The 22,105-nt window shown below is 73.4% G+C and carries 20 protein-coding genes; 9 read left to right on the top strand and 11 right to left on the bottom strand.

Translation table 11 applies throughout. The annotated features are described in order from the left end of the window. Positions 1 to 6 precede the first annotated feature (6 nt). The 4 genes from flgL to C7Y72_RS05825 all read left to right on the top strand — a co-directional run bounded on the left by flgL (position 7) and on the right by C7Y72_RS05825 (position 2,562). Positions 7 to 915: a flagellar hook-associated protein FlgL gene (gene flgL, locus C7Y72_RS05810; RefSeq protein ID WP_107567634.1), complete on the top strand. Its 909-nt coding sequence runs from the start codon at positions 7 to 9 to the stop codon at positions 913 to 915. Then, a complete protein-coding gene (gene fliW, locus C7Y72_RS05815; protein ID WP_107567635.1) occupies positions 912 to 1,379 on the top strand; it encodes a flagellar assembly protein FliW in 468 nt (155 codons plus the stop codon). Before flgL ends, fliW begins: the two co-directional genes overlap by 4 nt. Positions 1,380 to 1,441: 62 nt before the next feature. After that, positions 1,442 to 1,672 (top strand): carbon storage regulator CsrA, encoded by a 231-nt coding sequence (gene csrA, locus C7Y72_RS05820; RefSeq protein ID WP_107567636.1) that lies wholly within the window; start codon positions 1,442 to 1,444, stop codon positions 1,670 to 1,672. Positions 1,673 to 1,752: 80 nt separating this feature from the next. Further along, positions 1,753 to 2,562, top strand: coding sequence for a flagellin N-terminal helical domain-containing protein (locus C7Y72_RS05825; RefSeq protein ID WP_107567637.1), 810 nt, complete (start codon positions 1,753 to 1,755; stop codon positions 2,560 to 2,562). 124 nt (positions 2,563 to 2,686) lie between these two features. Here the strand turns inward: C7Y72_RS05825 and C7Y72_RS05830 are convergent, their stop codons facing one another. Next, positions 2,687 to 3,586, bottom strand: coding sequence for a LysR family transcriptional regulator (locus tag C7Y72_RS05830; protein ID WP_107567638.1), 900 nt, complete (start codon positions 3,584 to 3,586; stop codon positions 2,687 to 2,689). Positions 3,587 to 3,690: 104 nt separating this feature from the next. Between C7Y72_RS05830 and C7Y72_RS05835 the strand changes: the two genes are divergently transcribed. Continuing rightward, complete coding sequence (locus C7Y72_RS05835) at positions 3,691 to 4,119, top strand: VOC family protein (protein ID WP_107567639.1); 429 nt, start codon at positions 3,691 to 3,693, stop codon at positions 4,117 to 4,119. Here C7Y72_RS05835 and C7Y72_RS05840 read toward each other — a convergent pair. After that, a complete protein-coding gene (locus C7Y72_RS05840; RefSeq protein ID WP_107567640.1) occupies positions 4,116 to 6,701 on the bottom strand; it encodes a pre-peptidase C-terminal domain-containing protein in 2,586 nt (861 codons plus the stop codon). The two genes, C7Y72_RS05835 and C7Y72_RS05840, sit on opposite strands and share 4 nt — an antisense overlap. A gap of 105 nt (positions 6,702 to 6,806) precedes the next feature. On the opposite strand from C7Y72_RS05840, the gene C7Y72_RS05845 reads away from it, so the two are divergent. Together C7Y72_RS05845 and ligA are read left to right on the top strand one after the other, a co-directional pair. Next, complete coding sequence (locus tag C7Y72_RS05845; protein WP_107567641.1) at positions 6,807 to 8,351, top strand: protein kinase domain-containing protein; 1,545 nt, start codon at positions 6,807 to 6,809, stop codon at positions 8,349 to 8,351. A 15-nt stretch (positions 8,352 to 8,366) separates the two neighbouring features. Further along, positions 8,367 to 10,394, top strand: coding sequence for an NAD-dependent DNA ligase LigA (gene ligA, locus C7Y72_RS05850; protein WP_107567642.1), 2,028 nt, complete (start codon positions 8,367 to 8,369; stop codon positions 10,392 to 10,394). Between the two features lie 28 nt (positions 10,395 to 10,422). Here the strand turns inward: ligA and C7Y72_RS05855 are convergent, their stop codons facing one another. After that, positions 10,423 to 10,950: a VIT1/CCC1 transporter family protein gene (locus tag C7Y72_RS05855; protein ID WP_199223864.1), complete on the bottom strand. Its 528-nt coding sequence runs from the start codon at positions 10,948 to 10,950 to the stop codon at positions 10,423 to 10,425. Positions 10,951 to 11,032: 82 nt separating this feature from the next. On the opposite strand from C7Y72_RS05855, the gene C7Y72_RS05860 reads away from it, so the two are divergent. Both C7Y72_RS05860 and C7Y72_RS05865 read left to right on the top strand, forming a co-directional pair. Continuing rightward, positions 11,033 to 11,482 (top strand): Fur family transcriptional regulator, encoded by a 450-nt coding sequence (locus tag C7Y72_RS05860; RefSeq protein ID WP_158276673.1) that lies wholly within the window; start codon positions 11,033 to 11,035, stop codon positions 11,480 to 11,482. 78 nt (positions 11,483 to 11,560) lie between these two features. Continuing rightward, positions 11,561 to 11,944, top strand: coding sequence for a hypothetical protein (locus C7Y72_RS05865; protein ID WP_107567644.1), 384 nt, complete (start codon positions 11,561 to 11,563; stop codon positions 11,942 to 11,944). Positions 11,945 to 11,958: 14 nt separating this feature from the next. Here C7Y72_RS05865 and C7Y72_RS05870 read toward each other — a convergent pair whose 3' ends face one another. From C7Y72_RS05870 to C7Y72_RS05905, 8 genes are read right to left on the bottom strand one after another with little or no spacing between them, the layout of a single operon-like run. Next, positions 11,959 to 12,945 carry a D-alanine--D-alanine ligase family protein gene (locus C7Y72_RS05870; protein ID WP_107567645.1) on the bottom strand — a complete coding sequence of 329 codons (987 nt, stop codon included), beginning with the start codon at positions 12,943 to 12,945 and terminating at the stop codon, positions 11,959 to 11,961. Then, on the bottom strand, positions 12,942 to 14,921 hold the full coding sequence (gene pknB, locus C7Y72_RS05875; protein ID WP_107567646.1) for a Stk1 family PASTA domain-containing Ser/Thr kinase: 1,980 nt from the start codon (positions 14,919 to 14,921) through the stop codon (positions 12,942 to 12,944). Before pknB ends, C7Y72_RS05870 begins: the two co-directional genes overlap by 4 nt. Continuing rightward, on the bottom strand, positions 14,914 to 16,350 hold the full coding sequence (locus C7Y72_RS05880) for a peptidoglycan D,D-transpeptidase FtsI family protein (RefSeq protein ID WP_107567647.1): 1,437 nt from the start codon (positions 16,348 to 16,350) through the stop codon (positions 14,914 to 14,916). The genes pknB and C7Y72_RS05880 overlap by 8 nt, the downstream gene beginning before the upstream one ends. 7 nt (positions 16,351 to 16,357) lie before the next feature. Further along, positions 16,358 to 17,659, bottom strand: coding sequence for an FtsW/RodA/SpoVE family cell cycle protein (locus tag C7Y72_RS05885; RefSeq protein WP_107567648.1), 1,302 nt, complete (start codon positions 17,657 to 17,659; stop codon positions 16,358 to 16,360). After that, positions 17,656 to 18,897, bottom strand: coding sequence for a Stp1/IreP family PP2C-type Ser/Thr phosphatase (locus tag C7Y72_RS05890; RefSeq protein ID WP_107567649.1), 1,242 nt, complete (start codon positions 18,895 to 18,897; stop codon positions 17,656 to 17,658). The genes C7Y72_RS05885 and C7Y72_RS05890 overlap by 4 nt, the downstream gene beginning before the upstream one ends. Before the next feature lie 20 nt (positions 18,898 to 18,917). After that, complete coding sequence (locus tag C7Y72_RS05895; RefSeq protein ID WP_107567650.1) at positions 18,918 to 19,430, bottom strand: FHA domain-containing protein; 513 nt, start codon at positions 19,428 to 19,430, stop codon at positions 18,918 to 18,920. Further along, entirely contained in the window at positions 19,427 to 20,206 is a 780-nt protein-coding gene (locus tag C7Y72_RS05900) for an FHA domain-containing protein (protein ID WP_107567651.1), read from the bottom strand. The genes C7Y72_RS05895 and C7Y72_RS05900 overlap by 4 nt, the downstream gene beginning before the upstream one ends. A 24-nt stretch (positions 20,207 to 20,230) precedes the next feature. After that, the gene (locus tag C7Y72_RS05905) at positions 20,231 to 22,054 is read right to left on the bottom strand and encodes a serine/threonine-protein kinase (RefSeq protein WP_107567652.1); all 1,824 of its coding nucleotides are present in this window, start codon (positions 22,052 to 22,054) and stop codon (positions 20,231 to 20,233) included. Between the last annotated feature and the right edge of the window lie 51 nt (positions 22,055 to 22,105).

Consider the following 22,105-nt stretch of genomic DNA (forward strand, 5'->3'; position numbering starts at 1 on the left):
TCGACGATGCGGATCACGCACACGATGCTCACCGACCGCCTGCTCGGCGACCTGCGCACCGGCAAGGACCGGATCGCCGAGGCCCAGCAGCAGGTGTCGACCGGCCGCCGGATCAACCGGCCCTCCGACGACCCCGCGGGCGCCCGCGCCGCGGTGGTGCAGCGCGCCGACCTCGCCGGCCTCGCCCGTCAGAAGGACGCGGTCGCCGAGGCGAACGACTGGACCGACGCGACCGACACGGCGCTCGGCGGGCTCGCCGACCTGCTGCACCGCGCCCGCGAGCTGGCCACGCAGGGCGCCAACGGCTCCTACACGCAGGCCGACCGCGAGAGGATCGCCGGCGAGATCGACCAGCTCGTCGAGGCCGCCAAGGAGCGCGCGAACGCGAAGGTCGGCGACCGCTACGTCCTCTCCGGCACGGCGACCACCACCCGGCCGTACACGCCGGGCGGCCCGGACACCTACGGCGGCGACACGGGCGCGGTGCTGCGCGAGATCGGGCCCGGGGTGACCGTGCAGGTCAACCAGCTCGGCTCCCAGATCCTCGGCTCCGGCCAGACCCCCGGGGACGGCCTGATGCTCGACACGCTCCGTGACGTCGCCCAGCACCTGCGCGGCGGCACGACCGCCGACCTCGCCGCCCTGCGCGGCGCCGACCTGCAGGGCCTGCAGGCCAACCTCGACACGATCTCGACCGCCCGCTCCGCCAACGGGGCGACCGCCGCGCGCCTGGCGTCGGCGGCGACGAGCCTCGGCGATCTCGAGCTCGCCGGCCAGACCCGGCTCGACCGGCTCGAGGGCGCCGACATGGCCCAGGCGATCCTCGCCCTCTCCACCCGGCAGTCCGCCTACGAGGCCGCGCTGAAGTCCGGCGCGACCGTCATCCAACCCTCCCTCATGGACTTCCTCCGATGACCAACGACAAGAAGGACCCCTCAATGACCGTCGTGCTGCAGAGCTCGCGGTTCGGGCGGATCGAGATCCCCTCGGACGCGGTGCTCGACTTCCCCGCGGGCCTCATCGGCCTCGGGGGCACCCGCTACGCGCTGCTGGCGCGCAGCGAGGAGAGCGCGTTCGTCTGGCTGCACTCGCTGGACGATCCCGAGCTCGCCGTCCCGCTGACCAACCCCTGGCGGTTCTTCCCCACCTACGAGGTGGAGCTGGCCGACGAGGAGGCCGATCGCATCGGGATCACCGACGCGGAGGCGACCTCCGTGTACGTGACCGTCCGTGCGGCAGAGTCCCTGCAGGACTTCTGCGCGAACCTCCGCGCGCCGATCCTGATCGCGCACGGCGCCGGCCACCAGGTCATCAACCAGGCCCCGGACGCGCCCGTGCGCGCGCCGCTGTTCCCGACCGCCGCCGAGCAGGCGGCCTAGGACGAGCGTCCACCGGACGAGTACGCTCGCACGACAGCCCATTTCCAAGGAGGAAGCCCGAGATGCTCATCATCACCCGACGCCCCGGCGAGAAGCTCATGGTCGGCGACGACGTCGTGATCGAGGTCATCGAGGTGAACGGCTCGTCCGTGCGCATCGGCATCGCCGCGCCGAAGTCGATTCCCGTGTACCGGGAGGAGATCTACTCCGCGGTGAAGGAGGAGAACACGGCCGCCGCCTCGGCGGACGCCGCGCAGCTCCCCGACGACCTTCCCAGCAGCACCAACACCTAGCCAGACGCACCCCCGTCGCCGGCCCGGCCCTCACCGGACCAGCGGCGCTCAAGGACGAATCCCGAAAGGACCAGGACCGGATGTCCCTCCGCATTCAGAACAACGTCGAGGCGCTCACCGCGCACCGGCAGCTCACCACCACGAGCGCCCAGACCTCGAAGTCGATGGAGCGCCTGAGCTCCGGCTACCGCATCAACCGTGCGGCGGACGACTCGGCGGGCCTCGGCATCTCCGAGAAGATGCGCGGCCAGATCCGCGGGCTCGGCCAGGCGCAGCGCAACGCGCAGGACGCCGTGTCGCTCGTGCAGACCGCCGAGGGCTCGCTCGACGAGGTCCACTCGATGCTGCAGCGCGTGCGCGAGCTCGCGGTCCAGTACAAGAACGGCGCGCTCTCCCAGGCGTCCCGTGACGCGATCCAGACCGAGGTCAACCAGCTCGCCTCCGAGATCGAGCGGATCGGCTCGACCGCCGAGTTCAACGGCCTGTCGGTGCTGAACGCCGCGACCTCGATGACCTTCCAGGTCGGCGCCAACGACGGCGAGACGATCTCGGTCGCCACCGTGAGCCTCGGCTCCGCCGTCGGCACCGCGTACGCGTCGCTGAGCGCGACCGGCACCGCGGACATCTCCGAGATCGACGCGGCGATCGACGCGGTCACCGCGCAGCGCTCCGCGTTCGGCGCGGCGCAGAACCGGCTCGAGCACACGATGCGCAACCTCGGCGTCTACCAGGAGAACCTGGTGGCCGCGGAGTCCCGCATCCGCGACGTCGACATGGCGGAGGAGATGGTGAGGCTCAGCAAGAACCAGATCCTCACCCAGGCCGGCACGGCGATGCTCGCGCAGGCCAACCAGGCCCCGCAGTCGGTCCTGAGCCTGCTGCGCGGCTAGGAGAACGCACGGGGGCCCGACTCGCCGGCCCACGTGGGCCGGCTGACCACCCCTAGCGGCCTCAGGCGGTCGCTTCCCACCAAGGGGTGGCGGGCCGGCCACATGGCCGGACCGCCGGGCCCCGTCACGCTCTCCCCCAGGAGTCGGCGAGCGCCAGCACGGCGGCCGACTCCGACTCCGCCGTCCACATCGCCACGATCTCGTGGCGCAGCGGCGGGTCGAAGGGGATCGTGCGCAGGCGCGGGTGCGCGGCGGCGTCGAACCGCGACGCCGCGACGATCGTCTGGCCGCACCCGCGGCCGGCCGAGCGCAGCATCGCGCTGGCCCCGTCGTCCAGGGACCGGACCTGCTGGATGCGCAGCTGCTCCGGCTGGCGCCCGGCCGCTGCGACGGCGAGCCAGTCGAAGACGTCCGCGGACTGCTCCCGCTCGAACATCACGAACTGGCCGCGGCCGAACGCGTCGCGCGTCATCGTCGGGCGCGCCGCCTCCGGGTGGTCGTCGCGCAGCACCGCGAGGATCTCCTCGCTGTCGAGGGTCAGGGAGCGCAGCGGCGGCCCGTACGGCATGCGGCCCCAGCCAACGACGAGGTCGAGCTGGTCTTCGTGGAGCGCGTCGAGGGCGTCGCCCTGGTGCTGGCGTACGACCTTCAGCTCGATCTCCGACCGGATCTGGGAGAACAGCCGGATCTGCTGCAGGACGCGCTCGGGCAGGTCGAGATCCACGGCGACGCGGAGCACGGCCGGCGCGGTGTCGGTCACGCGCTGCGCGGCCAGTGCGGCACGGTGCGCCGCCGCGACCGCCTCCCGCGCGCCGGGGAGGAACGCCTCGCCCGCCCCGGTCAGCTCGACCTTCCGCGCGTCACGGTCGAACAGCTGCACGCCGAGCTGGGTCTCGAGACGTCGCAGCTGCTGGGACAACGCGGGCTGCGCGACCTGCAGGCGCTCCGCCGCCCGGCCGAAGTGCAGCTCGTCCGCGACCGCGAGGAACGACGTCAGCAGTCGCAGGTCGTAGGTCACGGACATGGATGCACAGCATGCATCATCGGGCCCACATCGCGTCTTGGACGCGCTCCACGCGGTCCGCGAAGGTGCTCTTCCACAAGCACCCACCGCCCGAAAGGCACCCCATGACCCGCATGATCTTCGTCAACCTCCCCGTCCGCGACGTCCAGGCCTCCCGCGCCTTCTACACGTCACTCGGCTTCACCATCAACGAGCGGTTCAGCGACGAGACGGTCGCCTGCGTCGTCGTCAGCGAGTCGATCTTCGTGATGGTCATGGAGCGCTCGCGCTTCGAGGGCTTCAGCCTCAACCCGATCTCCCCCGCCGGTACCACCGAGGTCCTCAACTGCCTCTCCTGCGAGAGCCGCGAGGAGGTCGACCAGCTCGTCACGAAGGCGCTCGACAACGGCGGCGCCACGTGGAAGCCGGCCATGGACATGGACTTCATGTACGGCGGCAGCTTCCAGGACCCGGACGGCCACGCCTGGGAGCTCAACTGGATGGATCCGGCGGCCCTCCAAGGCGACGCGGCCCCGGAGGCCGCCACCGCCTAGCGCTTCCGCTTCTTCGCGCAGGTCCGGTACGTGCGGGTCACGGTCGCCCGCTTCCCGCCCGTCGTGGTCACCCTGATCGTGACCGTGTAGGAGCCCCGTGCCCTCCCGGTCAGGTCGACGCTCACGCGGAACTCGCCTCCGCGCTTGACGATCCTGAGCTTGCGGCCCCTGAGGGTCGCCGTGACGGTCTTCAGCGTCGTCCCCTTCGGCGCCCGGACGCGGAGGGTCAGCGTGCGCCGGCTGACGCAGCGCTTCGTCGACGGTCCGCCGACGACGAGCGACTGCGCGAGGGTCGGCGCCGGGACGACGGGCGGGCCGGTGGGGACGACCGTGGGAGTCGGCTCCGGCGTGGCGGTCGGGCCGGGCGTGGCGGTCGGCGTCGGCGCGGGCGGGAGCGCCGTGAACGTCGCGGTGACCGCGCGCGCCCCCGACATCGTGACCGTGCAGGCGCCCGTACCCGTGCAGGCCCCGGACCAGCCGGCGAACTCCGACCCGGCCGCGGGCCGCGGGGTGAGCGTCACGGCGGTGCCCTGGACGAACGCCTTCGCGCAGCTGCCGTGGTCCGCGAGCACGGTGCCGCAGTCGATGCCCGCGGGACTGCTGTCGACGTGCCCGGTGCCGGTCCCGGTCGCGGTGACGGTCAGCGGCTGGGTCGCCTCGACGATCGAGATGTCATCGATCGCGAGCCCGGAGACCTGCACCGACGCGTCGCTGTCGAGGTGGAAGCGCAGGCGCACGGTCTTGCCGGCGAACGCGGAGATGTCCGCGTCGTGCGCCCCCCATCCGGCGGCCGCCGGGACCGAGAAGGCCGGGTTGCCGACGCCGTTGCTCATCGTCGCGTCGCGCCACTCGAAGAGGGTGCGGGCGTCGGCCGCGTCGGCGACGTTCTCGATCGAGACGCGCGCCCGGTCGAAGCTCGCGCTCTCCAGCTGGAACCACATCCACCACCGCAGCGCCAGCGGCCCGGTGGCCGCCGTCAGGTCGATCGGGGGCGAGACGAGGTCCTGGTTGCTGGAGGCGTTGTAGGTGCCGTCGAGGTCCGTCTTCCAGCAGGCGCTGCCCTGGGCGCACGTGCTGAGGCCGGCGACGGCGGTTCCCGTGCTGGTGCCGACCGTGGCCGGCGTGCCGCGCTCCCACTCGTCGGCGGCGCCGGAGTGCGTGAAGCCCTCGTCGCCGGACTCGAACGTCGCCGCGTACCGGGTCAGGCCGGCCGCGGGGGCCGGGCGGGCGCAGAGGATCAGGGAGACCGCCTCGACGGTGCCCGTGTTCCCCACGAGGTCGTCGCGCAGCCGCAGCTTCCAGGTGCCCTGCATGGGGATCCCGTCGAGCCAGGACAGCCGGTAGATGCTCTCCGGCTGCAGCGCGGTGCCCTTCAGCACCGTGAAGGACGGGGGGATCGCGGCGAACTCGTCGAACAGCGTTCCCATCTTCGTCTGCCCGCCCGCGGCCCCGCCGATGTCGGTGGCGAGCCCGATCTCGGTGCCGGAGGGGGTCACGAGCGAGATGTCGAGGTCGAGCATCTGCGCGTGGGTCAGGTCGATCTGCAGGGCGGCGCGGTCGACGAGGCCGCTGTCGGCGACCGGGATGGCGATGTCGGTCGGGCCGCCGGGCTGGTCGGCGATCGGCCCGCCCGCGGGGGCGGCGATCGTGCGGCACGACGGCTTCGCCGCCGGGATGACGGTGCCCGAGATCCGGTAGGTCGCGGTCGCGCCGCCGACGGCGGCGGAGGCCGAGTCGGCGAGCACGTAGTACGTGCCGGCCTGCCGCACGGTGAACGCCAGCGCCTCCGACGGCCGGTTGGGCGTGGGCGCGACGTCACCGTTGCCCGCGTCGTCGACGACGACCGACTGGTTGTCGGCGTCCCCGAAGAGGCCCAGGCCGAGCCGGCCGTCGTAGGTGGTGCCGTCGCGCTCGGGGTCGAGGTCCATCGACAGGAAGATCGTGTCGCCGGCCGCGAGCGTGACGCGGAAGAAGTCCTGCTCGGGGGCCGCCGCCGGGTTGCGGGCCCCGGACACGTACCCGGTGAAGGCGTTCGCCGTCGCGACCGAGTCGTTGCCCTCGACCTCGGGGGTGGGCGCCCCCGACCGCACGTCGAGGTACAGGTCGTACGGACGCATCGTCCCCGGGTTGACGACCTTCGTGGTGGGCTCGACCCGCAGGTAGTAGGTCCCGTCGGCCGGGATGATCGCCCCGCTGATCGAGGAGCTGAGCGCGGCGAACGTCCCGTTGTCGTCGTCGAGCTCGAGCACGGTGGTCCCGTCGGAGGCGAGCAGCCGCAGCTCGGAGTCGGGGACCGAGCCCGCGGACCCGGAGGTGAGGACCGCCGCCATGACGCGGTCTCCCGTCCGGGCGGTGAAGCGGTAGACGTCGACGTCGGCCACCGGGACCGCGGAGGCCCGGACCCGCGTCCCCGGCGTGATCGGCGTCGCGGTGGCCGCCGTGCCGTTGGGCTCGACCTCGGCTCCCGGGAGCGCCGGGAGCGCCGTCGGCGCCGGGTCGACCGCGAGCGCGGTCCCCGGAGCGGCCAGGCCGCCCGAAAGTGCGCAGGCGAGCGCGACGATACGACGATGCACCGGTCCCATGGGCGGGAGCGTAGGCGCCCGGGCGGAAGGGGTAAAGGGCCCGCGTGGCGAACTCCTGCAGGTGCGTGTGACACGAAACGCCGCCCCTCCCGCACAATACGTCCAGTGACCGTCACGGTCGGCACCCTGCTCAGCGATCGCTACCGGCTCGACGCCCACGTGGGCGCGGGCGGGATGTCGACCGTCTATCGGGCGTTCGACACCCGTCTGGAGCGGCAGGTGGCGATCAAGGTCCTGCACCCGCAGGGCGCGACGGACGCCGACCAGCTCGAGCGGTTCCGCCGCGAGGCGCGCGCCGTCGCGCAGCTGAACCACCCGCACATCGTGCAGGTGATCGACGCGGGCGAGCAGGACGACGCCTACCGTCCGACCCCGTACATCGTCTTCGAGTACGTCGAGGGCGAGACGCTGAAGGCCCGCATCCGCCGGCACGGCAAGCTGCCGATCGGCGAGGCGATCGCGTACACGATCGAGATCGCGCGCGCCCTGGGCGCCGCGCACGACGCGGGGATCGTGCACCGCGACGTCAAGCCCCAGAACGTCCTGATCGACGAGGAGGGCTCGGCGAAGGTCACGGACTTCGGGATCGCGCGGACGCTCGACCAGGAGGGCCTGACCGCCGACGGGCGCGTGCTCGGCACGACCGACTACGTGTCCCCCGAGCAGGCGCTCGGTCACGCGGTCACCGGCCAGTCGGACCTGTACTCGCTGGGCATCGTGCTCTACGAGATGCTCACCGGGGACGTCCCGTTCAAGGGCGAGAACCAGGTGGCGGTCGCGATGAAGCACGTCCGCGAGGACCTGCCCGACGTTCAGGTCCGCCGCCCGGAGGTCAGCGGCGCGCTCGCCGCCGTCCTCGACCGGGCGACCGCGAAGGAGCTCGACCAGCGCTACCGCTCCGACGCGACGTTCGTCGCCGACCTCGAGGACGTGCTCGTCCAGGAGACGCGCCGCACCGGTCAGGCGACGGGCGAGGCGACCGCGGTGCTGCGCACGCTGCCGGAGCAGTCGCGCCGCCGGCTGCCGCGCCGGGTCACGCAGCCGTGGCGGCTCGCCGTCCCCGGTCTGCTGGCGCTGATCGCGATCGTCGGCACGGTCGTGATCCTCGCGCAGGGCGACCGGGTCGAGCGCGGCACCGGCACGCGGACCCCGGTCGACGTGAAGGCGCCGCCGGGCCTGCAGCCGATCAGCCTCGGGCAGGACCGCGCGAGCGACTACGACCCGCAGGGCGACGGGGGCGAGCACTCCGACGCGGCGAAGTTCGTGCTCGACAAGGACCCCAACTCGATCTGGGACACCGAGCGCTACCAGGGCGGCGTCCTGACGAAGACCTCCCCGCCCGCGGACCCGGCGGACCTCGGGGTCGGCATCTACCTCGACGCCAAGCCGGGCGTCGCGGCCCGCGCGATGTCGATCCGCACGACGACGCCGGGCTGGAAGGGCAAGATCTTCGTCGCCAGGAGCGCGGTCCCCAAGACGTTGCCGTCCGACGGCTGGATCGAGCTGGCCGACGTCGACGCGACCGGTCGCACGACGAGCATCGACCTCGACACCGCCCGTCAGCCGTTCCGCTACTACCTCATCTGGATCACGAAGCTGCCCGAGGGCAAGGACCGGGCGGCGATCAGCGAAGTGGTGCTCTTCCGATAGGTAGCGTGCCGGGGGATGGCCGACGCTGACCCCCGGGACCGGATCGACGAGCTCGCCGCCGCGCTGCGCGCGTGGCGCGAGGAGTACTACGCCGGCGAGCCGTCGGTCGACGACGCGACGTTCGACGCGGCCGAGGACGAGCTGCGCGGGCTGCTGGCCGAGCACCCGGACCTGACCCCGGCCGACAACCCGCTGGACCAGGTCGGGGCCGCGCCGTCGGGCGCGCGGCGCGCGATCCGGCACGCCCGTCCGATGCTGTCGCTGGCGAAGGTCTCGCCCGCCAACCGCGAGGAGGGCGTCCGCGAGTTCGCGCAGCGGTTCCCCGGTCAGCCGCTCCGCGTCACGCCGAAGCTCGACGGGGTGTCGCTGAGCATCGTCTTCCAGGACGGGGCGCTCGAGTACGTCGCCACCCGCGGCGACGGGACGACCGGCGAGGAGGTGACGTCCGCGGCGCGCGCGGTGATCCCGGAGCTGCCGACCGCGCTCGGGGACGGCGCAGCGGGCCGGGTCGAGGTGCGCGGCGAGGCAGTGATGCTGCAGTCGACCTTCGACGCGTACAACGCGGCGCACCCGGACAAGCCGCTGGCCAACCCGCGCAACGCGTGCGCGGGCACGCTGCTGCAGAAGGACCCGGCCGCGGCGGCGGAGGCGGGGCGCGTGCTGCGGTTCTACGCGTTCGACGTGCACGCCCCCGAGGCCACGGACCTGACGGTGCAGGGCCTCGCCGACCGCGGGTTCCACGTGCCGGCGATCGAGGTCGTGGAGGGCGCCGACGCGGTGCTCGAGGTGATCGCGGCGATCGAGGCGGCGCGGCCGACGAACGACTTCGACATCGACGGCGCGGTCGTCCAGCTCGACGCGGCGAAGGCGTTCGCCGCCGCGGGCAACCGGTCGAGCACGCCGCGCGGCGCGGTGGCGGTGAAGCTCGCGGCGGAGGAGCGCGAGACGGTCCTGCGCGACATCTCCTGGGAGGTCGGGCCGGGCGGCAAGGTCGTGCCGCGCGCGGTGCTCGAGCCGGTGTTCGTCGGCGGCACCACGGTGTCGAGCGCGACGCTCGCCAACCAGGAGGTGGTCCGCGCGCGCGGCGTGAAGGTCGGCATGCGCGTGCTGGTCAAGCGCGCCGGGGACGTGATCCCGTTCGTGTCGGGTCCCGCCCCGGGCCCGCAGCCCGACGACGTGCGCGAGGCGGAGATCCCGACGCACTGCCCGTCCTGCGGCACCGAGCTCGTCGAGCAGGGCAACTCGCGGGAGCTGTTCTGCACGAACCTCGACTGCCCGGCGCAGACGCTGCGCCGGCTGCAGTGGTGGGCGGGCCGGGCGGCGGCGGACATGGAGGCCGTCGGCGAGGTGTGGATCGCGAAGCTCTACGAGGACGGCGTCCTGCGCACCCCGGCGGACTTCTACGCGATCACCGCCGAGCAGCTGATGGAGTACGACCGGATGGGCGAGGTCAGCTCGCGCCGGTTCGTCGAGTCGATCGAGCGGTCGAAGGACATGGGCCTGCGCCGGGCGCTGATCGGCTTCGGGATCCGTCATGCGCGTGAGGGCACGGCCAAGCGCCTGTGCCAGGCCGGCTTCGGGTCGGTGGAGGAGATCGCGGCCGCCTCGGCGGAGGACCTGGCGGCGGTGAAGGACATCGGGCCGATCGTCGCCCGGTCGATCGCGGACTACTTCGCGCGACCGGAGGTCGCGGAGCTCGTGGCGGCGCTGCGCGCGCACGGCGTGTCGCTCGACGTCCGCGACGAGGACCGGCCGGTGGAGGTGGCGGCCGCCGCCGACACGCCGCTGAAGGGGGCGACCGTCGTGGTGACCGGGGCGATCGTGCATCCGGACACGGGCGAGAAGGTCGCGCGACCGGCGTTCGTGCGGCTGCTGGAGCAGGCGGGCGCGACGAGCGCCTCGTCGGTGTCGGCGTCGACGACGTTCCTCATCACCGGCAACGACGTGGGCGCGTCGAAGACCGCGAAGGCCCAGAAGCTCGAGGTCGCGGTGGTCGACCAGGCGCAGGCGTGGGGCTGGCTGGCCGACGCGGGCGTCTCCTGAGCGACGCCCGCGCGGGTGGTCGCGCCGGTCAGGCGTGGCCGACGAGGATGCCGACGACGGTGACGACGATGCCGCCGAGCGTCACCTGGACGAGCGAGCCGAACCACGGCACCTGCAGGTAGCGCTGCCGGACGACGGCGATGAGCACGAGCTCGACCGAGACGACCGCGTAGGCGACGGCGAGCGCGGTCTCGCGGTCGCCGATGAGGAACGGCAGGGCGTGCGCGGTGCCGCCGACGAACGTGGCGCCACCGGTGAGGAGGCCGCGGGCGACGGCGCTGCCGCGACCGGTGATGGCGCCGTCGTCGCTGAGCGCCTCGCTCATGCCCATCGAGATCGCGGCGCCGAGTGCGGCGGCGAGGCCGACGAGCAGGGCGGTCCGCGGCCCGGCCGCGTAGGCGGCGGCGAAGATCGGGGCGAGGGTCGAGATCGTGCCGTCGATGAGGCCGATGAGGGTGGGCTGCACGACCTGCAGCAGCCGGGTGCGCTCGTCGCTGCTGCGCCAGTGCCGCAGGACCTGGAGGGTCGAGGGGGGCGTGGTGGTGGCGGTCGACATGCCGGGAGGATACCGCTGTTTGGAGAGGTTCCAAAATAGGGAACCCTAAGATCTGCGGCCTGCTCCTGATACGGTGGAGGACGTGGCGACGCTCACCACCCAGCACGACGCCGAGCTGACCGAGGCCCTCCGTCGCGGCGGGCTGCGCGTCACCTCCCAGCGGCTCGTCCTGCACCGGCACCTGCGCGCGCAGGACACGCACGCCACCGCCGAGCAGATCCGCGCCGCGGTCGCCGACCGCCTCCCGGGCGTGTCCGTGCAGACCGTCTACGCGACGCTCGAGCTGTTCGAGCAGCTCGGGATCGTGCGCCGCGTCGCCGCACCCGGCGGGGCCACGCTGTTCGACTCCCGGCGGGCGCCGCACCACCACCTCGCCTGCCGCGTCTGCGGCCGCGTGCAGGACCTCGACGCGCCCGCGGTGGCGCTCGACGCGGTGCTCGACGCCGCCCGCGCGGCCGGCCACGCGGACCCGGTCGCGTCGGTGACGGTCACGGGCACCTGCGCGGACTGCGCGGACATCACCCGCGGCTAACCCACGGCTGGCCGATCGCTGGCCGGCCGGACGGCAGGCTGACCGGGCACACCGAACCCGGTCCACCAGGAGCCCGCCATGCCCGCCGTCAGCACCCCCGCCCCCACCGACGTCCTCGTCACGACCCTGCCGGTCGCGACGCCCCCGGTCCCGGACCCCGCGACGCTGCGGACCGTCCTCCTGACGCCGTCGCCCTACCGGTCGGGGGTCGCCGCGCAGCTCGCCGCTGAGGGCCGGCCGGTGCACGTCGTCGTGCCGATGCGTCCCACCCGGCTGCAGGCCTGGTGCTCGGACATCGACGGCGCGCACGCCGCCGCGCTGCGCGTCGTGCACGGCTGGCTCGACGGCCTCGCCGCCCACGGCGTCCGGGCCACGGGCGAGGTCGGGGATCCCGACCACGCGGTCGCGCTCGCCGACGCCGGGGCGCAGGCCCCGACGCTCGCGGTGCTCACGCTGCCCTGAGCGCGGCCAGCGGCCTAGAACCGCTGCGCGCGCTCGGCGCGGTGGCGGTCCAGCGCGATGCGGCAGAGCCGGTCCACGAGCGCGGGGTAGGCGAGCCCGGAGGCGTCCCAGAGCTTCCCGTAGACGCTGGTGGCGGTGAAGCCGGGCATCGTGTTGAGCTCGTTGAGCAGGACGGTCTCGCCGTCGACGAAGAAGTCGGCGCGGGCCAGGCCGCTGCAGCCGGCGCGGGAGAAGGCCAGCGCGGCGAGCTCGCGCACGCGCGCGGCGGCGGTCTCGGAGATCCGGGCGGGCACGACGAGCTCCATGCCGCCGGGCGTGTACTTCGCCTCGTAGTCGTACCACTCGCTCTGGATCACGATCTCGCCGAGCACGGAGACCTCGGGCGCCTCGGTCGGCCCGAGGACGGAGCACTCGATCTCCAGGCCGCTGCAGTTCGCCTCGACGATCACGCGCGCGTCGTGCGCGAAGGCGGTGCGCAGCGCGTCGGGCAGCTCCTGCGCCGCCCGGACCTTCACGATCCCGACGCTCGACCCGAGCCGTGCTGGCTTGACCCAGCACGGGAACCCGAGCGCGAGGACGTCCTCGCGCGCCGCGACGGCGTCGACGCCCTCCCCGGCCAGCGCGAGCGCGTAGCCGACCTGGGCGATGCCGCCGACGGCCATGAGGTCCTTGAAGACGACCTTGTCCATGCACGCGGCGGAGGCCAGGACCCCGGACCCGACGTAGGGGACGTCCAGCAGCTCGAGCATCCCCTGGACGGTGCCGTCCTCGCCGAACGGGCCGTGCAGGACGGGGAAGACGACGTCGGCGCCGAGCAGGCCGTGCCCGGGGACGACCTCGACCGGGATGCCGGTGGGGTCGCGCCAGCCGCCCTCGCGGTCGAGCAGCACCGGGACCACCTCGTGGCCGGCCTGCTCGAGACCTGCGGCGACCGCGGCGCCCGAGCGCAGCGAGACGTCGTGCTCGGAGGAGCGGCCGCCGGAGAGGACCGCGACCCTCACGGCGTGGCGGTGGGGGTCGGGGTGGGCGTGGGCGTCGGGTCCGGGTTGAGGTCCGGGGAGAACGCGCCGACGGTGATCGTCACGCGCTGGCCCTTGCGGAGCTTGCCGTCCTTGGGGTCCTGGGCGAGGACGACGCCGTCCTGGTCGGGGCTGTCGACCTCCTGCTCGCGCGGGACGACGGTGAAGCCGGCGCCGGAGAGCGCGGCGGTCGCCTCGGCCGAGGTCTGGCCGGTGACGTCGGGTACGTCGACCTCCTCGGCCTCCTTGGCGACGGTGATCGTGACGCGCGAGCCCTTCGGCCGGGAGGTGCCGCCCGCCGGGTTCTGCGCGAGGACGGTGCCGACCTCCTCGTCGCTCTCCTGCTCGCGGACCGACACGGTGAAGCCCGCGTCCTCGAGCGTCGTCTCGGCGTCGTCGCGGTTCTGGTCGACGACGTTCGGGACCGCGGCGCGCTCGGCGCCCTCGGAGACTGTGATCGTCACGGTGCTGCCCTTCTCCAGCGACTCGCCCTGCCCGGGCTCGACGGAGATGACGCGGTTCTCGCCGATCTCGGCGGAGAACGCGGTCTCCTCGCGCACGAGGAAGCCGGCCTCGCGCAGCGCCTTGGTCGCCGCGTTGCGGCCCTGCCCGACGACGCGCGGGACGGTGGCGTTGCCGGGCCCGTCGCTGACGGTGAGCGTCACGGTCGAGCCCTTGTCGGCCTGGGTGCCGCCGTTCGGGATCTGGCCGATGACCTGGCCCTTGGGGGCGTTGGGGTCGTTCTTCGTGGTGATGTCGGTGTTGAAGCCGTCGGCGCGCAGCCGCGTGACGGCGCTGGCCTCGTCGACGCCGACGACCTGCGGGACCGTGACCTTGTCGCCGCCGAGCAGCAGCAGGCCGCCGACGATCGCGGCGGCGACGAGCAGGCCGGCGAGCAGCGCGACCCACCAGCGGCGCGAGCCGCGGTCGTCCTGCGGCGCCTCGGGCGGGGCGGTGGTCGGGTAGGCGTAGCCGTCGTAGGCGGAGACCTGCGGGATCGCGCCGGAGACCTGGGTGTGCTGCGAGAGCCCGGTCTCGGCGGGCGGCAGCCCGTAGGCGGTGGCGACGGCGGCGCCCGCGACGGACGTCACGCCGGTGGACCCGGCGCTGCCGCTCGCGAGGCGCTCGGCGACCTGCTCGAGCGCGGCGATGAACGCGTCGGCGTCGGCGAAGCGGCGGGCGGGGTCCTTCTCGAGCGCGCGCAGGACGACGGCGTCGAGGTCGGGGCCGACGGCGGGGTTGTAGGCGCTGGGTGGCGTGGCGGGCTCGTTGACCTGCTTGAGCGCGATCGTCACGGCGCTGTCGCCGTCGAACGGGATCCGGCCGGTGAGCAGCTCGAAGAGGATGACGCCGATGGCGTACAGGTCGGACTGCCCGGTGACCGGGTGGCCCTGCGCCTGCTCGGGCGAGAGGTACTGGGCGGTGCCCATGATCGACCCGGTCTGGGTCATGTCGGAGACGCCGGCGAGCGCGATGCCGAAGTCGGTGACCTTCGCGCGGCCCTCGCCGTCGACGATGACGTTGTGCGGCTTGAGGTCGCGGTGGATGACGCCGCGCTTGTGCGCGAACTTCGCGGCGCGCAGGATCTGGATCGCGAGCTCGACGGCGGTCGCGGGGTCCTGCGGCGCGGGCGGGTTGGTGCCGTGGACGACCTGCTTGAGGGTCTGGCCCTCCACGTGCTCCATGGCGATGTAGTAGGTGCCGTCCCAGGCGCCGCGGTCGTAGACCGACACGACGTTGGGGTGCTGCAGGCCGGCGGCGCTGGACGCCTCGCGGCGGAACCGCTCGACGAACTCCTCGTCCTCGGAGAAGCGGCGGTGGAGGATCTTCAGGGCGACGTCGCGGCCGAGCTGGAGGTCCTCGGCGCGGTACACGTCCGCCATCCCGCCCGAGCCGATCCGCTCGACGACGCGGTAGCGACCATCGACGATGGTCTCGGGGGCAAGGCGCTCATCCATTCAGCAACGACTCCATGACCTGCTTGGCGATTGGTGCGGCGACGACGCCACCCTGGCCGCCGACGACGCTCTCGATCGTGACGGCGACGGCGATCTTGGGGTTCCGCGCGGGCGCGAACCCGATGAACCACGGCTGGTTGATGTTGCGCTGCACGTCCTTCTCCGCGGTCCCGGTCTTGCCCGCAACATCGATACCCGAGAGCGCCGCGGCGGTTCCAGTGCCCTCGCGCACGACGTTGGTCATCATCGCGATGAGCTTGTCGGCGGAGCCCTCGCTCATGACGCGGGACTGCTCCTCGGGCTCGATCCGCTCGACGGTGCGGCCGTCCTCGTCGACGATCCGGTCGGTCAGGTGCGGGCGCATCAGCCGGCCGCGGTTCGCCACCGCGGCGGCGACCATCGCCATCTGCAGCGGGGTCACGCGCAGGAGGTTCTGTCCGATCGCCATGCGGCCCACGTCGATGAAGCGTGACGTGGCGGGGATCACCTTCCCGTCACGGTAGGAGCCCGACGGGAGCATCTGGCCGTCGGGGTAGTCCAGCGGCGGGTCCTTGTCGAAGCCGAAGCGCCGCATGTACGTGCGCATCGTGTCCTTGCCGAGCCGCTCGGCGACCTCCGCCCAGACGGTGTTGACGGAGTTCGTCAGGGCGGTGGTGAGCGTGATGCGCCCGAAGCTCGCGCCGCCGGAGTTGTTCAGCGGGACGCCGGAGATCTCCTTGCCGCTGTTGCCGTCGAGCGTCGACTCGGGGGTGAACTCGCCGCTGTCGAGCGCCGCGGCCGCGGTGACGACCTTGAAGGTCGACCCGGGCGGGTAGCCGGCCTGCGTGGCGCGGTTGAGCAGCGGCGAGTTGTCCTCGTCGTTGGCCAGCCGCGAGAAGGTCTCGGCCGAGCGCAGGTCGCGCGGGTCGAAGCCGGGGAACGACGCCATGACCTTGACCGCGCCGGTCTCGGGCTCGATCGCGACGACCGATCCCTTGCGCCCGTTCAGCGCGTTCAGCGCGACGCGCTGCGCCTCGGGGTCGAGCGTCGTGAGGACGTTCTCCCCCACCGGGGTGCGGCCGATCACGCGGTCCACCACGCTGCCGAGCTCGCCGCGCTTGCCGCTCAGCGCGTCGTTGCGCGAGCGCTCCAGGCCGGCGCGGCCGAGCGTCGTGTACGAGTAGCCGAGCGCGTGCGAGAACAGGCCGCCCTCGGGGTAGGAGCGGCGGTAGGTGTCGTCCTGGGCGGAGACGCTGCGCGCGAGCACCGTGCCGTCGGCGGCGCGGATCAGGCCGCGCTTGATCCGCTGCTCCTCGAAGACGCCACGGCGGTTGAGCGCGTTGTCGTCGAGCTGCTGCGCCTCGAACACCGTCCACCGCGACGTGAACGCGATGAGCAGCGCGAACAGCAGCAGGAAGACGACGTACAGCCGGGCGATCGGGGCGTTCACGGCGGCCTCAGATCTCCCGGCGCGCCTTGTCGGAGACGCACAGCAGGAGCGCGAGCAGCACGAAGTTCGCGACGATCGAGGAGCCGCCGTAGGAGATGAAGGGCAGCGTGACGCCGGTGAGCGGGATCACCTTCGTGACGCCGCCGACGATGACGAACACCTGCAGCGCGAACACCGCGGTCAGGCCGGTGGCCAGCAGCTTGGAGAACGAGTCGCGGGCGAGCATCGCGACCTTGAACCCGCGCTCGACGATGAGCAGGTAGACGAGGATCACGGCGGCGGCGCCGACGAGCCCGAGCTCGTTGGTGATGAGCGCGTAGATGAGGTCGGTCTGCGCCGCCGGCAGGAACTGGATGTCGCCGTTCTGCAGCGTCGTGAACGCCTGGCCGAAGCCGGCGCCGAAGAAGCCGCCGTCGGCCTGCGCGAACAGCGACTGGGCGAGCTGCTCGCTGCCGCCGACCTGCTCGAAGAGCGAGCGATCGAACGGGTCGCGCCACGCGTCGATGCGGTTCTGGACGTGCCCGACGGTGTTGGCGAAGAACCAGAACCCGGCGGCGAACATCCCCAGGCCGATGAGCGGGAAGCTCAGCCGGTTCGTCGCGACGTAGATCAGCGCGAGGAACCCGCCGAAGAACATCAGCGACGAGCCGAGGTCGCGGATGAAGACGAGCAGGACCATGGCGCCGCCCCAGATGACGAGCAGCGGCCCGAGGTGCTTCAGCGGCGGGATGACGATCCCAGCGAAGGTCCGTCCCCCGGTCACGAGCAGCTGCCGCGTGTCGCGCAGGTAGGACGCGAGGAAGATGACGATGCCGATCTTCGCGAACTCGGCGGGCTGGAACGTGATCGGGCCGATGCCGATCCCCAGGTAGGCGCCGTTGGTCTGCTGCCCGATGCCGGGCACGCGCGGCAGGAGCAGCAGCGCCAGCGACCCGACCGCGATGACGTACCGGTACTGCTCGAGCTTGCGGTAGTCGCGGCAGGTGATGATCGTCGCCGCGAACGCGATGAGGCCGAACACGAACCACTGCGCCTGCTCGCGCGCGAGGTCCTCGTCGAGGCGGTAGATCATCACCAGGCCGAAGCACGCGAGCACCGCGACGAGCGGGAACAGGTACGGGTCGGCCTCCTTGAGCATCACCCGCAGGAACAGGTGCGCGGCGAAGCAGAGGCCGAGGAAGATCGCCCCGTAGGTGAGCGACAGGTTCGTCAGCACGTCGTCGCGCTGGACGAAGACGGCCGTGAACCCGGCCGTCACCAGCAGCGACGCGGGGATCAGCGCGAAGAGCTCGCGTGTGCGCGCGCTCATCCGCCGGCCTGCCCGGCGAGCTCCCCCCGCTCGATCTGACGCACCAGGTCGTTGGCGTCCTCCAGCGAGCGGAGCTTGTGCGCGGTGACCGTGTCCTGCGCGCGCGCCGGCAGCGTGCTCGCGGGCACGCCGGACACGAAGTTCTCGGAGAACATGTCCAGGCCGCCGGGCAGCTCGTAGGGCACGCCCTTGTACACGGTGACGAAGCCCTCGTCGTCGACGCCGACGAAGTACACGGCCTGGGAGGCGATGTAGCCGCCGGCCGCGAACGGGAACAGGACGACGAGCAGCCAGATCAGGCCCCGCGCGAGCTTGCGGACGGGACCGCGCTCCTTGGCCTCCTTGACCTTCATGCCCGGCGCGCGCGGCTGGCGCTGCTGCACCGGGGCGGGCGCGGCGGTGGCGATCGACGACTCGCGCGTCGCGGGCGGGGCGTCGCGCAGCGCGGCCTGCACGTCGGCGACGGTCGGGGCGGTGTCGCCCAGGCGGGTCGCCTGGTCGTCGGCGGCGCCGGCGAACGCGACCTCCTCGAGGCGGAACAGGACGACGGTGATGTTGTCGCGGCCGCCCGCGGCGTTGGCGGCGTCGATCAGCGCCCGGCCCGCGTCGGGCAGCGACCCGGCCGCGGCGACGATCTCGCCGACGCGACCCTCGGGCACCATCGACGTCAGGCCGTCGGAGCACAGCAGGTACACGTCGCCCGCGCGGGCGCGCCAGGTGAGCCGGTCGACCTCGACCGCCGGCTCGGGCCCGAGCGCCCGGGTGATGATCGACCGCTGCGGGTGGACGTCCGCCTCCTCGGGCGTGAGCTTGCCCTCGCGGACGAGCTCGTCGACGAGCGAGTGGTCGCGCGTCAGCCGCTCAAAGCTGCCGTCCCGCAGCAGGTACAGGCGGCTGTCGCCGACGTGCGCGATCGACAGCTCCTCCTCGCCGACGTACGCGGCGGTGATCGTCGTGCCCATGCCCGCACGGTCCTCGTCGGCGCGCGAGAGCTCGTGGATCTGGGCGTTGGCGTCCTGGACGAGCGCGGCGAGGCGCTCCTCGACGCTGCCCTCGCCCTCGGGCAGGCCGGGCTCGAGCACGGAGACCGCCATCCGCGAGGCGACCTCGCCGGCCTGCGCGCCGCCCATGCCGTCGGCGACCGCGAACAGGGGCGCCCGCGCGAACGCGGAGTCCTCGTTGGCCCGGCGGGCACGGCCGGTGTCGGTGTCCTTGAAGTAGTCGGCGACGCGAAGCACGAAAAGGGTTCCTCTGGTCCCTACCCCTCGAGGTAGGTGAACTCACTGTCGCCGATCCGGACGCGGTCCCCGGCGTGGAGCGGCTGCGGGCCGCCCAGGAGCTCCTCGTTGAGGTAGGTGCCGTTGGTGGACCCAAGATCCTCCAGCACGATCACGCCACCCTGTCGCACCAGACGCGCGTGGCGCGAGCTGGCGAACGGGTCCTGGAGCCGGATCTCGGCCTGGTCTCCGCGACCCATGACCGCTCCTTCGCCGATCTCGTACTCCATCCCTGCCGTGTGCCCGGGGGCGCGCTCGACGACGAGCCGGGCGTCGAGCCCGTCGAGGTCGGTGCGCGGCAGCTCCGCGGCGCTGTGCAGGCCGGTCGCGTCCGAGGGCGCGCCGACGATCGGCTGGAAGGCCTGCGGGCCCTGCTGCGGCTTGACCGCGCTGCGCAGGTCCTTCAGCGCGCTGCGCGACACCCAGAGGATGAACAGGTACAGGACGGCGAGGAAGCCGAACTGCAACGCGACGGAGATCGGCTCGAGCGTCATTCGACCTCGAAGGAGACGGGGACGGTGCCGATGTCGAGGCGGTCGCCGCCCCGGATCGGGGTGGCGCCGCGGGCGGGGTCGCCGTTGACGCGCACGCCGTTGGTGGAGCCGAGGTCCTCGACCACCCAGCCGTTGCCGTGCGGGCGGATCTCCGCGTGCCGGCGGCTGACGTTGGAGTCGCCGAGCACGATGTCGCACTCGCGGCTGCGGCCGATGACGGCGCCGCCCGCCGGGACGACCATCCGCCGTCCCTCGGCGACGACGAGCGCCCGGCCGCGCCGCTCGGCGCGCTGCGGCTCGAGCGGCTCGCTGAGCCGCTCGGCGCTGGAGAAGACCATCGTGCTCGAGTGCTCGGCCTGGACGACCGCGGGCACGTCGCCGGTCGCGCGGGCGCGCGGGCTCTCCTCGGGGCGCACGAGCCGGGCCTGGATGCCGAACTCGCCGAGCCGCAGCCGGTCGTCGGTGTCGAACGTGATGACCGGCCGGGACACGAGCGCGAGGCGCTCCCCGCGGGCGTGCTCGAGCACGCGGACGGCCAGCTCGTCGGCGACCTCGTGCTCGATCGCGACGAACGACTCGCGGTCCTCGGGCGAGAGCCAGACGATGTACTCGTTCGGGACGTAGGTGCGGGACACGGACACGGTGCGGTGCTCGTCCATCTCCTTGACGAGCCGCCGGGCGATCTCGACCGGTCGCACGGGCGTGCGGAAGACACGGCCGAACGTCCCCTCGACGAGGCCGGCGATCCTGCTCTCGAGGTTGCGAAGGACGCTCATCTGCGGAAGACCTGCCCCGTCATGCTACGGAAGGGAACGGGTCTCGGGCCCCGAGCGTGACGGGGCGGACACCGCCCGCACCGCGACCGCGAGCACGGCGGCGAGCACCGCCCCGGCGACGAGCCCGCGCGGCTCGGGGGCGCCGGCCGTGGCCCCGAAGCCGCGCACGACCCCGCCGAGCGCCTGCGTGCCGGTCGCCAGCGCGGCCGCCCACACGGTCGCCGCGACGAGGTCGACGGCGGCGACGCGCCCGCGCACGAGCAGCGGCAGCACGGCGGCGGCGAGGCCCCAGAGCACGCCGACGAGCAGCAGCCCGCTGGACAGCACGGGCCAGGCGACGTCGGCGAGCACCGTGCCGGTCCCGAGGTCGCGCGGCGCGCGGGCGACGGCGGGATCGAGCAGGCCGGTGGCCCCGAACAGCAGCCGCTCGCCGCTGAGGGTCTCGGCGAGCAGCAGCCACCAGCAGCCGAGCAGCCCGAGCACGAACCGCTGGGCGGGCCGCGGCGCCTGGCCGGCGATCGTCGGGTAGGCGAGCGCGAGCGCCCCGAGGCCGAGGCCGGGCGCGAACGCGGGCAGCGACCACCACGCCCCGGCGCGGCGGGCGAGCAGGGCCACGGGCAGCGCCGCGAGGACGACGTAGGTGGCGGTGCCGGCGGCCCCCGCGTCGGTGAGCCAGAGCAGCAGGCCCGTGACGGCGGCCAGCCAGCCCAGGCGCGGCAGCAGCGCGACGAGCACCGCGGTGACCGCCGCCACGGCGAGCGGGGGCGCAAACGGCGTGGGGCCGAGCCACTGGACCGCCGCGGCGAGCAGCACCCCGGCACCGAGCCCCGCCACGACGCGCTGCGACGGGCGCGGGCGCACGGCGGCGACGAGCGACGGGTCGTCGTCCTCCCACGTCTCGTGGCGGCCGCCCCACGCGGCGCGCTCGAGCCGCTCGGTCGCGGGGGCGGCGATCGTGCCGGGCTCGTCGCCGACGTCGTCGAGGGCGTCGCGCAGCGCGTCGCGGAGCTCCTCGACGGTGCCGCGGTCCTCGGGATGCGGGCGCACGCCGCGGTCGATCGCCGCGCACAGGGGCAGCGGCAGGTCGCGGCGCAGGCGGCCCAGCGCGGGCATCCGACGGCCGATGCGTCGCACGGTCTGGGCGGCGTGCGCGGGCCGCGCCGGGTTCATGCCGCGCACCGGGTTGACCCCGCACAGCGCCTCGTAGAGCACGAGCGCGAGTGCGTACAGGTCGGTGGCCGGAGAGATCTCGCCCCCCTCGGCCTGCTCGGGCGCCATGTAGGCGAGCGTGCCGACGAGGTCCCCGGTGCGGGTGAGCGCGTCGTCGCCGGCCATCCAGGCGACCCCGAAGTCGGTGAGCTTGGCGATCCCCTCGCCGTGCACGTCGCCGCCGGGCCGCGCGGGCACGAGGATGTTCCCGGGCTTCACGTCGCGGTGCACGATCCCGCGGGCGTGCGCGTGCGCGAGCGCGTCGCAGAGCACGACGCCGGTGAGCAGCACGTCGCGGTCGCTGAACGCGCCCTCGTCGAGCAGCTCGCGCAGGGTGTGGCCGCGGACGAGCTCGCTGACGAGGTACACGGTGTCGCCCTCGCGGCCCGCCTCGTAGAGCGCGACGATCCCCGGGTGCTGCACGCGCGCGGCGGCCTTGCCCTCGCGGGTTGCGCGCTTGGCGATCGCCGGGTCGCCTACCGCGATCCGCTTGACCGCCACCGCCCGGTCGAGCTGCTCGTCGTGCGCGACGTGCACGGTCCCCATCCCGCCCGAGCCGAGGCGACGCCCGAGCCGGTAGCGGCCGAGCACGAGCTCCGGGACGGCGCCGGGACGCGTGGTGTGCGGGGCGGTCTCCACCGGTTCGTCGTTCCGCTCCCGGGCGAGGTGTCCTGCCGACGGGGAAGGGAT

Source organism: Paraconexibacter algicola, assembly GCF_003044185.1.
Taxonomy (GTDB): Bacteria; Actinomycetota; Thermoleophilia; order Solirubrobacterales; family Solirubrobacteraceae; genus Paraconexibacter; species Paraconexibacter algicola.

Excerpts from the sequence above, each read along its gene's own strand:
- flgL (WP_107567634.1), top strand. The coding sequence starts at position 7 with ATGCGGATCACGCACACGATGCTCACCGACCGCCTGCTCGGCGACCTG.
- fliW (WP_107567635.1), top strand. The coding sequence starts at position 912 with ATGACCAACGACAAGAAGGACCCCTCAATGACCGTCGTGCTGCAGAGC.
- csrA (WP_107567636.1), top strand. The coding sequence starts at position 1,442 with ATGCTCATCATCACCCGACGCCCCGGCGAGAAGCTCATGGTCGGCGAC.
- C7Y72_RS05825 (WP_107567637.1), top strand. The coding sequence starts at position 1,753 with ATGTCCCTCCGCATTCAGAACAACGTCGAGGCGCTCACCGCGCACCGG.
- C7Y72_RS05830 (WP_107567638.1), bottom strand. The coding sequence starts at position 3,586 with ATGTCCGTGACCTACGACCTGCGACTGCTGACGTCGTTCCTCGCGGTC.
- C7Y72_RS05835 (WP_107567639.1), top strand. The coding sequence starts at position 3,691 with ATGACCCGCATGATCTTCGTCAACCTCCCCGTCCGCGACGTCCAGGCC.
- C7Y72_RS05840 (WP_107567640.1), bottom strand. The coding sequence starts at position 6,701 with ATGGGACCGGTGCATCGTCGTATCGTCGCGCTCGCCTGCGCACTTTCG.
- ligA (WP_107567642.1), top strand. The coding sequence starts at position 8,367 with ATGGCCGACGCTGACCCCCGGGACCGGATCGACGAGCTCGCCGCCGCG.
- C7Y72_RS05855 (WP_199223864.1), bottom strand. The coding sequence starts at position 10,950 with ATGTCGACCGCCACCACCACGCCCCCCTCGACCCTCCAGGTCCTGCGG.
- C7Y72_RS05865 (WP_107567644.1), top strand. The coding sequence starts at position 11,561 with ATGCCCGCCGTCAGCACCCCCGCCCCCACCGACGTCCTCGTCACGACC.
- pknB (WP_107567646.1), bottom strand. The coding sequence starts at position 14,921 with ATGGATGAGCGCCTTGCCCCCGAGACCATCGTCGATGGTCGCTACCGC.
- C7Y72_RS05885 (WP_107567648.1), bottom strand. The coding sequence starts at position 17,659 with ATGAGCGCGCGCACACGCGAGCTCTTCGCGCTGATCCCCGCGTCGCTG.
- C7Y72_RS05895 (WP_107567650.1), bottom strand. The coding sequence starts at position 19,430 with ATGACGCTCGAGCCGATCTCCGTCGCGTTGCAGTTCGGCTTCCTCGCC.
- C7Y72_RS05900 (WP_107567651.1), bottom strand. The coding sequence starts at position 20,206 with ATGAGCGTCCTTCGCAACCTCGAGAGCAGGATCGCCGGCCTCGTCGAG.